The sequence below is a fragment of the Pseudomonas onubensis genome, assembly GCF_965653655.1.
In the GTDB taxonomy this organism is placed as follows: Bacteria; Pseudomonadota; Gammaproteobacteria; order Pseudomonadales; family Pseudomonadaceae; genus Aquipseudomonas.
In genome coordinates this window covers 1-11,375 of sequence record NZ_CBFHAZ010000148.1, presented here as the reverse complement: position 1 = coordinate 11,375, position 11,375 = coordinate 1, and the positions used below count along the sequence as shown (strand labels likewise).

Below are 11,375 nucleotides of genomic sequence, written 5' to 3'. Positions count from 1 at the left end.
CGCGAATGCGGTGTGTCAGTCAACTGATCTGGCACTGATACACCGCATTCGCGAGCAAGCCCGCTCCCACATTTTGATTTGTGCTCGACTCGGACTCCGTGTAACAAAACCGCTACTTTTTGCAGCACCCCTCGCCAAAACCGTGCGCCATATCACGGCATCCCACGCCTCTCTTAGTATCAAATCCGTTACAAATTACAGCCAGGCGACCCACGCGTTTAACAATGCGCCACTTCGCGCTCGCCCATGGAATGAGGCGCGCATTGTGCAAAGGGTCTGGGCTGGAACACTTCAATCACCTCAAGGAAGACCTTGTGATAAAGCCCCTCGCCCTCGCGATCAGCGTGGTCGGCAGCCTGCTGTCGGCGCAAACCCAGGCCTACGATTACGGCCAGCACGCCAATACCACCCTGGAAAAGCTGATCAACGATTACCCCGGCCGGTATCGCGGCACGGCCAATTTCGCCGGCGCGGCGGATTGGATGCAAAGCCAGATGGGGTCGGCCTACAGCCTCAGTCGCCAGAACTTCACCTGGAACAACGGCACCCGCGCCTCGCAAAACGTGGTGGCCTATGCTGCGGGCACTAAACCGCAATACGTGGTGCTTGGCGCGCACTTCGACACCTACTTCGGCCGCCCGACCTTGCAAGGCCTGGACGACAACGGCTCCGGCGCCAGCGTGCTGACCGAAGTGGCGAAGAACCTCGGCGGTTTGCAGCTGGAAAACGGCCTGCAAGTGGTCGCCTTCGGCGCCGAAGAGGAAGGCCTGCGCGGCTCCAAAGCCTTTGTCGACTCACTCAGCACCAGCCAACGCGCGAACATGCTGGCGATGATCAACCTCGACAGCCTGATCACCGGCGACATGATGTACGCCCACGCCGGCCAGAACAGCACCGCCAACCCCGCGCTGGCATCGCTGCGCGAACACACCTTCCAGATCGCCAAGGAATTGAACATCCCGTTGTTCACCAACCCCGGCCTGGACCCGCAATACCCCAAAGGCACCGGCTGCTGCAGTGATGGCGAGCCGTTCGAACCGCTGAAGATCCCGATTTTGTACATCGAAGCCACCAACTGGGAACTGGGCGATCTGGACGGTTACACCCAGACCAACAACCCAAAGATTCCCGGCGGTTCCACCTGGCATGACCCGGCAGAAGACAACAAAACCGTGCTGACCAATGCCTTTGGCCAGGAACGCATCGACCAGCGCCTGCGCGATTACTCACGCCTGCTCAGCCGCCTGGTGTTGGAACTGACCAACGCCGACCTGCTGGCTTCGACCGCCTCGGGCGGCGCCGTTGCGCGCAATATGCAGGACAACCTGCAACGCCAGCACCAGGCCACGGTGCGCCTGCATGATCGCCGTTGGTTGACCTTGCAAGCGGCCAGTCGTGAGGTTGGAAGCTTCGACGGCGAAATCGGCATGGACGGCGAATACACCCCGGACAGCGGCTTCGACAGCCCGCTCAACCGCGACGCCCGGCGCCTGGGCGTACACGCCTTGGGCGACTATCAGCTCACCTCCAGCCTGAATATCGGCGCCAGCCTCAGCTACCTCAATGGTCGCGACAAGCTGGAGCAACGCGGCAAACTCGACAGCGACACCTGGCAGGCCGCGGTCTATGCCTTGCTCAACGATGGCGGGCCAAGCTGGCTGGCGGGCGATTTGAGCGCCGGCCATACGCGTTTTGAGGCCAAGCGCAACCTGCTGATCCAAGCCAATGGCGGCCCGGTGCTGCTCAATCAACAACTGAGCGGCAACACTGACGCACTGTCCTTGGGCGCGCGCGTACTCGGCGGTTATGACTTCGACTTCGGCGCAATCAAGAGCGGCCCATTTGCCGGTCTGGACTACAGCCACTCGCGCATCGATAAATTCCACGAGAAACAGAACCTGCGCACCGCGCTGGAGTACGAAGAACAGTCTTTCCACTCCCTGGAAGCCAGCCTCGGCTGGCGCGTGCGCGGTGCTGTCGCCCTGCCCTATGGCGTGAGCCTGCTGCCATATGCCGACATCGCCTGGGTCAAGGAGCTGGCCGATGGCCGTCTCGATGACCTGCAATTGACCGCACGCGCCGATGGCCAGGCGCGCACTGCCAAGCTGGGTTCAGTCGACAAAAGCTTTGGCCGCGCGCAAATCGGCAGCCAGCTGGCGATCACCCCGCAGTTGGGCGTTTACGCCGAGGTCAACAGCCGTCTTGGGCATGCAGAGGGCAGCCAGACCGGCTACTCCTTGGGCGTGCAATGGATGTTCTGATCAGGGCTTTTTGAACACGTAAAACAGGTTCGGCTCGCTGACCAGGTACAGCGAGCCCTCGTCATCCATGGCGATCCCCTCGGCCTGAGGCACGCGTTTTTTCAGGCCATGGCGCCCGTTGAGCAGGGAAAGACTGCTCAACGGGCGACCGTCGATGTCCAGCTCCAACACCAGGAACGACTCATCCGACAGCGCCAGCAAATGCCCGCTGCGCTCGTCGTATTGCAGGCTCGACAGGTCGCGCACAAACAGCCCGGCATCGCGCTTGGGGTTGTTGATCACATGCACCGAGTAGGTTTTTTCCGGTTTGAAATGGGGAAACCCGTGCACCTCGTAAATCAGCATCGGGTCGCGCTCCTTGGCCACGAACAGGCGCTTGCCCACCGAGTCATAGGCCAGCCCTTCGAAACCCTTATTGCCGCCAAGGTGTACGCCCAGGGTCATCTGCTCCGCGTCGGCGGCGTCGAGAAATTGGGTGTCGTCATTCACGTGCACCTTGATCAGCCGCTGCTGGGCTTCATCGCTGATCACATAAATGTTGTCACTGATGAATTCCACCGCCTCGGCATCGCCAAAGCCCACCAACGGGATACGCCGCAGGATCCTGCCGTCCAGGGACAACTCGATCAGCTCGGCGTTTTTATTGGTCACCGTAAACAGGCTTTTGCGTATCGGGTCGTAAGTGAGGGCCGAGACATCATCGTCGAGCCCTTCAATAACCTTGGCTTCCAGGCTTACCCGGTAATCATTCAGGCCAATGGAGCGCTCATCGGCAGGATGGCGCCAGTGTTGAAGGTTGAACCAGGCCCGCTCGAACAAGCGAAAGTTCTGCGCGACCGCCCCGGCAATTACCAGGGCGAGCAGCAACAGGATAAAAAACGCGGGTTTGGGGCGGGCGAGTCGACGCATCAGGCAAGCTCAAAGTCAAAAAGTGGCGAATAAGTATCACGCCCGTCTGAATTTAAACTTAAACGCAGTCGACTGTCTGGCGAATGCCGCTGATAGCGAAGTATCCGACGTAATTGCCGGCTATTTCTGCTTCTCGAAACGATAGAACAGGTTGGGTTCGCTGACCATGTACAAGGTGCCGGCTTCGTCCATGGTGACGCCTTCGGCACGCGGGATGGTGTGTTTAAGGCCATTGAAGCCGCCGAGCAGGGTCATGAAGCTGACTTGCTCGCCCTGCTCATCCAGCTCCAGCAGCAGATGGGAATCGGCCGACAACACCAGCAAATGCCCGGTGCGCGGGTCGACGGCCAGGGCCGAGAGGTTGCGCATGTCCAACTCGGTGCTGGCGATCTTCTGCTTGTCGCCGGTCAGCGTGGCGCCGTCGCTTTTCCAGGTGAACAACGCCGGTGGGCGCTCTTCGCCGAGCACGATTTGCTGGTTGCGTTTGTCCCAGGTCACACCTTCAAACGCCTTGTTCTGGTCCTTGGACGGGCCCAGGTCATAGTGCTTGAAGTCGGCATAGTTCAGTTGCTGGGTGCTGGCGTCGACGTTCACCACGCTCAGGGTGTGCATGCGCTCATCGACAATGGCCATCAAGCCGTTTTCCATCACGGTGACGCCTTCCGGGTTGTTCCAGCCGTTGAGCGGCATCTTGCGCAGCACGTCGCCTTGCAGGGTCAGCTCAACCAGGAAGGGGTTTTTGCCCATCACGGAAAACAGGGTTTTGGTCTGCGGATTGTAGGACAGATCCGAAGCCTCGTCCTTTTCCATGCCCGGCAGCAACTTGCCATCGATCACCGCGTGGTAATCCGGCAGCCACACGCTGGCCTGGCGCTCGGCCGGGGTTTCGAAGCGCTCGGCGATCCACAGCACCCCACGGTCATCCCAATGCATCGCCCAGGCAATGCCGTACACAATGGCCCCGACCAGCAACAGCCAGGAATACCAGCGCAGGGCAAAACGTGAACGGGGCTTGGAAGTGAGGGTAGGCAGGGACACGGCCATTGAGCGCTTTTCCGCAGAGTCAGCTTTAGGTGATAGCACAGGATCAACAGACCCGCGCGCAGGAGGCTGGGGATTATCCGGATGGCGTGTGAAAAAAATGCAAAATACCTCGGATTCTGAGGATGTCCACAAACAAATGTGGGAGCGGGTTTGCTCGCGAAAGCGGTGTATCAGTCAATATATTCGGTGACTGACACTCCGCTTTCGCGAGCAAACCCGCTCCCACATTTTTTACCGCGTTTTGCCTGGTTCTTAGCGAACGCTGCTTTCGAAGCGGCTACCGCCACCCAATTCCAGCACCAGCTCATCGCCCACATTCAGCGGGCCTACACCGGCGGGGGTGCCGGTGAGGATCACATCGCCCGCCTGCAGCGAGAAGCAGCCGGCCATGTGTTGGATCATCGGGATAATCGGGTTGAGCATTTGCGAGCTGTTGCCGTCCTGGCGCACTTCGCCATTGATGGTCAGGCGAATGCCGATGTCGGTCACGTCGGCAAAGGTGCTGCTGACCACAAAGGGGGCAATCACGGCGGCGCCGTCAAAAGACTTGGCGATTTCCCACGGCAAGCCTTTGGCTTTAAGCTCGGCCTGCTTGTCGCGCAGGGTCAAATCCAGGGCCGGAGCGAAGCCGGAAATGGCGTCCAACACTTCTTCACGGCTGGGTTTGGTCGACAACGGTTTGCCGATCAGCACCGCGATTTCCGCCTCGTAATGCACCGAGCCGCGTTCGGTCGGAATGGCGAAACCGCCTTCCAGCGCGACCACGCAGCTGCCCGGCTTGATGAACAGCAACGGCTCGGTCGGCACCGGGTTGTCCAATTCCTTGGCGTGTTCGGCGTAGTTACGCCCGATGCACACCACTTTGCCCAGGGGAAAGTGGATGTTGGTGCCGTCGACATACTTGTGCTGGTAGCTCATGAAACGACTCCTTCAGGGCGGTTAAACAGCGAAGATCTTGCCAGGGTTCATGATCCCGTTCGGGTCGAACACCGCTTTCACTGCTTTCATGTATTCGATTTCAACCGGGGAACGGCTGTAAGTCAGGTAATCGCGCTTGGTCATGCCCACGCCGTGTTCGGCGGAGATCGAGCCGTTGTACTTCTCGACGGTCTCGAACACCCATTTGTTGACGGTAGCGCACTTGGCGAAGAACTCGTCCTTGCTGAGGTTTTCCGGCTTGAGGATGTTCAGGTGCAGGTTACCGTCGCCGATATGGCCGAACCAGACGATTTCGAAGTCCGGGTAGTGTTCGCCGACGATCGCGTCAATTTCCTTCAAGAACGCCGGCACTTTGGAGACAGTTACCGAAATGTCGTTCTTGTACGGCGTCCAGTGGGAAATGGTCTCGGAGATGTACTCGCGCAGTTTCCACAGGTTGTGCAGTTGGGTTTCGCTCTGGCTCATCACGCCGTCCAGCACCCAGCCCTGCTCTACGCAGTGCTCGAAGGTTTCCAGGGCGTGGTTGGCGACCTCTTCGGTGGTGGCTTCGAATTCCAGCAGCGCGTAGAACGGGCAGTCGGTTTCGAACGGCGCCGGTACATCGCCACGGCCCATGACCTTGGCCAGGGCTTTGTCGGAGAAGAATTCGAAAGCGGTCAGGTCCAACTTGCTCTGAAACGCGTGCAAGACCGGCATGATCGAGTCGAAATCGGTGGTGCCTAGCACCATCGCGGTGAGGTTTTTCGGCGCACGGTCCAGGCGCATGGTGGCTTCGACCACAAAGCCCAACGTCCCTTCGGCACCGATAAACAGCTGGCGCATGTCGTAGCCGGTGGCGTTCTTGATCAGGTCGCGGTTCAGTTCCAGCACATCACCCTTGCCGGTGACGACTTTCATGCCGGCCACCCAGTTGCGGGTCATGCCGTAGCGAATTACCTTGATTCCGCCGGCATTGGTGCCGATGTTGCCGCCAATTTGGCTCGAACCCGACGAAGCGAAATCCACCGGGTAGTACAGGCCTTTTTCTTCGGCGACGTTCTGCAATTGCTTGGTGACCACGCCCGGCTGGCACACGGCGGTACGGTCGGTGAGGTTCACATCGAGGATCTGGTTCATATAGTCGAACGAGACGACCACTTCGCCATTGGCCGCCACCGCAGCGGCCGACAGGCCGGTACGCCCGCCCGATGGCACCAGCGCCACCTTGTGTGCATTGGCCCAACGGACGATGGCCTGCACCTGCTCGATGGTCTTGGGGAACACGATAGCGGTCGGTGCGGGCGCGAAGTGCTTGGTCCAATCCTTGCCGTAAGCCTCCAGGGAGTCTGCATCGGTCAGCACTTTGCCAGGCTCAACCAGGGTCTTCAGCTCATCAATCAGGGCAGGATGGGTCATCGACGGAACTCTCGAACAATTCATGGTCATCCTGAGAACGCTTCACGTCGCAGGAATGGGTGTTTAGCGGGGCACGTATGCTAGCATACCGCCCCCGCAGGACAGAGCCCAAGGGCGTTCTGCGGTGACGGCTTTCCTGCCGTCCGGGTCAGCTCTTGTGCACTGATTCAAGGCACTAACTGCTCGATTCCCTGCCATTTTTCTCCGGGATACAGGTTTACGCAGATGAGCAAGACTTCTCTCGATAAGAGCAAGATCAAGTTCCTTCTTCTGGAAGGCGTCCACCCATCGGCTGTCGACGTACTGAAAGCCGCTGGGTACTCCAGCATTGAGTACATCACCAGTTCTCTGCCGGAAGCCCAGTTAAAGGAAAAGATCGCCGACGCGCACTTTATCGGCATTCGCTCCCGCACTCAGCTGACCGAAGAGATCTTCGACCACGCCAAGAAACTCGTGGCTGTTGGCTGTTTCTGCATCGGCACCAACCAGGTCGACCTCAACGCTGCGCGCGAGCGCGGTATCGCGGTGTTTAACGCACCGTACTCCAACACCCGTTCCGTTGCTGAGCTGGTGCTGGCCGAGGCGATCCTGTTGCTGCGCGGCATTCCTGAGAAAAACGCTTCCTGCCACCGTGGCGGCTGGATCAAAAGCGCGGCCAACTCCTTCGAAATCCGCGGCAAAAAGCTGGGTATCGTCGGTTACGGTTCGATCGGCACGCAGCTGTCGGTGCTGGCCGAAGGCTTAGGCATGCAGGTGTTCTTCTACGACACCCTGACCAAGCTGCCATTGGGCAACGCCACCCAAGTGGCGAGCCTGACCGAGCTGCTGGGCATGTCCGACATCGTCACCCTGCACGTACCGGAAACCGCTGAGACCCAGTGGATGATCGGCGAGAAGGAAATCCGCGCCATCAAGAAGGGCGGCATCCTGATCAACGCGGCACGCGGCACTGTGGTTGAGCTGGACGCCCTGGCCGACGCGATCAAGGACAAGCACCTGATCGGCGCCGCTATCGACGTGTTCCCGGTAGAGCCCCGCTCTAACGACGACATCTTCGAAAGCCCGCTGCGTGGCCTGGACAACGTGATCCTGACCCCGCACATCGGCGGTTCCACCGCTGAAGCCCAAGCCAACATCGGCCTGGAAGTGTCGGAAAAGTTGGTCAAGTACAGCGACAACGGTACGTCGGTGTCTTCGGTCAACTTCCCGGAAGTGGCGTTGCCGGCTCACCCTGGCAAGCACCGTCTGCTGCACATCCACCAGAACATCCCTGGCGTGATGATGGAGATCAACAAGGTCTTCGCAGAAAACGGCATCAACATCTCCGGTCAGTTCCTGCAGACCAACGAGAAAGTCGGCTACGTGGTAATCGACGTTGACGCCGAGTACTCGGACCTGGCGCAAGAGAAGCTGCAGCACATCAACGGCACTATTCGTAGCCGCGTGTTGTTTTAACAGCAGCGGCAAGCGGCAAGCTATAAGCGGCAAGAAAAAGCCTTAGCTTGAAGCTTAAGGCTTGCCGCTTGAAGCTATAAAAAACGGGAGCCCCGCAAGGGGCTCCCGTTTTTTATTTCACGTTAACCGTGATGACTTTCGAGGCTACAGTCGGGTTGAACTGCATGTGCAGTTTGTCGCCGGCTACCAGTTGCAAGGTGTGCTTGCCTGGGGTGAGGGTCAGCTCGGTTTCGGTCTGGGCCTTGCCGTAGTGGATCACGGTGTCGGTGGCCGGGATCGGCACGCTGGCGTCCGGCAGTTCTTTCTGGTCGATCAGCAGGTGGTGGTGGCCGGTGCCTGGGTCCTGGCTGGTGGCCGGGGCCAGTTTCAGGCCTTCCATGCCGAACTTCACGGTGAAGGTTTTATCGACGGTGGCGCCGTCTTTTGGCGACACGATAAAGACTTTGGCGCCTTCCGGTGGTGCGCTGCGCGGGATACCGTCAGCGGCTGTGGCCAACATCGAAGCACCCAGCAAGAGGCTGGCCAGGGTTGCACGGGACAAAAGGGCTTTCATTCGCTTCTCCAGTTTTACGGTGAAATCTGTAGGGTTATGACAACTTCGCGACAAATTGCTGTCCAAGGCACTCAACACCATAGCAAGCGATGCTCAATGGCGCCTCGCACGCATAAATTCTTTAGGAGCGACCATGCGCTTTGTGCCTGGCCTTGTACTTTTACTGCCCCTGTTGAGCCCACTGGCTCACGCCGAACTGATCGATGACGTGTTTGATCGCGGCGAACTGCGCATAGCCCTGGAGGCCAACACCCCGCCGTACAACTTCAAGGACGGTGACAAGCTAACCGGTTTTGAAGTGGAGCTGGGTGAACAATTGGCCAAGGAAATGGAGGTTCGCCCCTCGTTCATCACCGTCGATGACGCTGACCTGCTGCCGGGTGTGGAAAGCGGCAAGTTCGACGTGGCCATCAACCATATCGCTATGACTGCCGCGCTGCAGGATCGGTTCGATTTCAGTGAGGTCTATAAGCAAACACCTGAGCTGGCCATTCCATTCCAAAAAGGCAACCCGGCATTCAAAAGCAGCCTGGACAAGGCATTGCAGCGGGTGAAGGCCGATGGCCGCTTGAAGGCGCTGACGCAGAAGTGGTTTGAGGGCGACACGCCGGTCGTAAAGGCACCCTAGATCAACTCTGGGAGCGGGCTTGCTCGCGAAGACGGAGTGTCAGTCAACTAATTTGCTGGCTGACACACCGCTTTCGCGAGCAAGCCCGCTCCCACATTTTGATCTAGGCAAGGCTTGAGAGATGCAAGGCCGCCTCAGGCAACTCCAGCTCACTGAACACCCGCACGCCATGGCGCTTGAGCAGCGCCGCCGTCACGCCTTCGCCGCTGACCTTAACGCCGCTGAAGGTGCCGTCATAGGTCAGCAGGTTGCCACAGGACGGGCTATTGGCCTTGAGGATGGCGATGCGGATGTTATGCCGCTGCGCCAACGCCAGGGCCTGGCGGGCGCCGTCGAGGAACGCGCCGCTGAAGTCTTCACCCTCGGCCGTCAGCACTTGCGCACGCCCTTCCCACACATCAATGCCCTGCCCGCCGGGGATTTCGGCGGAGGCGCGCGGGGTCGGCAAACCGCCTGAGACTTCCGGGCAGATCGCAACCACACGGCCTTCGGCCTGCCAGGCCGCCAATTGATCGAAGGGGCCGCTGGCGCCACCGTCGTAGCGCACCTTGTGCCCGAGCAGGCAGCGGCTGATCAGAATCTTTTGCATGTTTAAAACGGCTCGTTACCGCGTCGGCGAAACCAACCGGTCAGGGACAGGCGTTCACGCGTAGCGGGCAGGACTTCGTGGGGCACCTCCCCAGACAGGAACACCACCAGGCTACCGCCGGTGGGCACCACATCGTATTCCACGCCGCCCTTGAGGTACATGCGCAACTGGCCGCCATGCTCAGGTAACCAGGCGTCATTCAAATAGACCACTGCCGAGACCATGCGCCGATCATCGTCGCGAAAACGGTCCAGGTGCTTGAGGTAAAACGCCCCTGGCGGGTACATCGCGAAGTGGCTTTCGAAATCCTCCAGGCCCAGGAACAGGCTGCGGTTCATGGCCAGGCGCAGGCTGTCCATCACGCTCATGTAGGTCTCGCATACGGCAGCGTCGCCCTCCTCCAGCCACTGGATATGGTCACCGCGAATGCCCTCGCGTATCTCCTGCGCGGGTCCGCGTCCTACAGCCGCCGGAGCCAATTCACCCTCAGCCGCACGTTTACGGCACTCAGCCGCCAACTCCAGGGTCAGAGCCTGGGGCAGGAAGCCGTTCTGCTGCGACCAACCTTTTTCGGCCAGGTCGTCGACGATGCGTTGCAGCAGCGGGTGTTCGAGGGATATTTGCATGGCGCGCATAGTATCCATACGCCTATGAATCCGACAGAGCCGCCGAGCGTCTGAACACACTTTAGTCAGGTGACTGATAGGATTTCTCGACAAATCCTACGCCCGACACGGACAATAGTGGCCGACTGACAGGAGTCCCTATGCGTCGTTTGTTTTTTTCCTTGCTGATGTTCTGCGTTTTGCCCGCCTGGGCAGACGGCCATGACCAGTTGTACAAGGTCGCCGGCTGGGCCGAACAACGTGCGCATTTCAATGACGCCCTCAGTGCCGCCCAGCAACGCTACCGCAATAGCCTGCCGCCGGCGGTGTACCAGGCGCTGGTGGACAACAGCAATAAACGCTTCGCCGCCCAGGCCATGGATCAGCGGGCCGAGGCGCAATTGCGCAAGAACCTGACGGACCCGAAACCGGCCCTGGCGTTTTTCCAGTCGCCATTGGGCCGCAAAATCATCGTCGCCGAACTGCTGGCCACACGCCGCGACCAACTGGCGAAAAATGCCAAGGGCCTGCCGCACATTGAAGCCGACGCCACCCGTAGCCTGATCATCGGCCACCTGGCCCAGGCGCTGCCGGCCCGCGAAGCCGGTGCGGAAGTCAGCCTGGCGATTGCCGGCGTGGCGGCCGACAGCTTGAGCCAAATGATTCCCGGCCTGCTGGGCGGCGGTCAGGCGCAAGGCATGTTGAACGGCCAGCGCGAGCGGCTGATGCAGCAGATCGGTAACGACTTGAACAACACGCTGCTGTACGTCTATCGAGACTTGTCCGACCCGGAGCTGGAAGAATTCGCCACGTTTGCGGAGTCACCTGAAGGCCGAGCGTATTACAAGGCGGCGCTGGCGGCGATTCGTGCAGGGTTGGCGGTCGGCCAGAGCACTTCAAGCCTGACGCAGTAACTAATGTGGGAGCGGGCTTGCTCGCGAAAGCGGTGGGTCAGTTAACAAATCAGTGACCGACACTCCGCTTTCGCGAGCAAGCC

At 59.7% G+C, this 11,375-nt stretch carries 11 protein-coding genes; 4 read left to right on the top strand and 7 right to left on the bottom strand.

Features of this window, described 5'->3' with window-relative positions:
- Positions 1-314 precede the first annotated feature (314 nt).
- Positions 315-2,261: an autotransporter domain-containing protein gene (locus ACTD9P_RS28030; RefSeq protein ID WP_438870194.1), complete on the top strand. Its 1,947-nt coding sequence runs from the start codon at positions 315-317 to the stop codon at positions 2,259-2,261.
- On the opposite strand, the gene ACTD9P_RS28025 is transcribed toward ACTD9P_RS28030, so the two are convergent.
- From ACTD9P_RS28025 to ACTD9P_RS28010, 4 genes are all read right to left on the bottom strand, one after another.
- Positions 2,262-3,170: an SdiA-regulated domain-containing protein gene (locus ACTD9P_RS28025; protein ID WP_017139507.1), complete on the bottom strand. Its 909-nt coding sequence runs from the start codon at positions 3,168-3,170 to the stop codon at positions 2,262-2,264.
- A gap of 120 nt (positions 3,171-3,290) precedes the next feature.
- A complete protein-coding gene (locus ACTD9P_RS28020; protein ID WP_438870193.1) occupies positions 3,291-4,214 on the bottom strand; it encodes an SdiA-regulated domain-containing protein in 924 nt (307 codons plus the stop codon).
- A gap of 252 nt (positions 4,215-4,466) precedes the next feature.
- Complete coding sequence (locus ACTD9P_RS28015; RefSeq protein ID WP_438870192.1) at positions 4,467-5,132, bottom strand: fumarylacetoacetate hydrolase family protein; 666 nt, start codon at positions 5,130-5,132, stop codon at positions 4,467-4,469.
- 21 nt (positions 5,133-5,153) lie between these two features.
- Entirely contained in the window at positions 5,154-6,548 is a 1,395-nt protein-coding gene (locus tag ACTD9P_RS28010) for a D-2-hydroxyglutarate dehydrogenase (protein WP_138813417.1), read from the bottom strand.
- 225 nt (positions 6,549-6,773) lie between these two features.
- Here ACTD9P_RS28010 and serA point away from each other — a divergent pair, with 225 nt between their 5' ends.
- A complete protein-coding gene (gene serA / locus ACTD9P_RS28005) occupies positions 6,774-8,003 on the top strand; it encodes a phosphoglycerate dehydrogenase (protein WP_065902258.1) in 1,230 nt (409 codons plus the stop codon).
- A 112-nt stretch (positions 8,004-8,115) separates the two neighbouring features.
- Here serA and ACTD9P_RS28000 read toward each other — a convergent pair whose 3' ends face one another.
- Positions 8,116-8,556 carry a DUF4399 domain-containing protein gene (locus ACTD9P_RS28000; RefSeq protein ID WP_017139512.1) on the bottom strand — a complete coding sequence of 147 codons (441 nt, stop codon included), beginning with the start codon at positions 8,554-8,556 and terminating at the stop codon, positions 8,116-8,118.
- Positions 8,557-8,689: 133 nt separating this feature from the next.
- Between ACTD9P_RS28000 and ACTD9P_RS27995 the strand changes: the two genes are divergently transcribed.
- Entirely contained in the window at positions 8,690-9,184 is a 495-nt protein-coding gene (locus tag ACTD9P_RS27995; protein WP_438870191.1) for a transporter substrate-binding domain-containing protein, read from the top strand.
- A gap of 103 nt (positions 9,185-9,287) precedes the next feature.
- Here ACTD9P_RS27995 and ACTD9P_RS27990 read toward each other — a convergent pair whose 3' ends face one another.
- Both ACTD9P_RS27990 and ACTD9P_RS27985 read right to left on the bottom strand, forming a co-directional pair.
- Positions 9,288-9,773, bottom strand: coding sequence for a 2-thiouracil desulfurase family protein (locus ACTD9P_RS27990; protein ID WP_438870190.1), 486 nt, complete (start codon positions 9,771-9,773; stop codon positions 9,288-9,290).
- Positions 9,774-9,775: 2 nt separating this feature from the next.
- A complete protein-coding gene (locus ACTD9P_RS27985) occupies positions 9,776-10,408 on the bottom strand; it encodes a 2OG-Fe(II) oxygenase (protein ID WP_026013871.1) in 633 nt (210 codons plus the stop codon).
- A 131-nt stretch (positions 10,409-10,539) separates the two neighbouring features.
- Here ACTD9P_RS27985 and ACTD9P_RS27980 point away from each other — a divergent pair, with 131 nt between their 5' ends.
- Entirely contained in the window at positions 10,540-11,292 is a 753-nt protein-coding gene (locus tag ACTD9P_RS27980; protein ID WP_438870189.1) for a DUF2059 domain-containing protein, read from the top strand.
- The last annotated feature ends 83 nt before the right edge of the window (positions 11,293-11,375 follow it).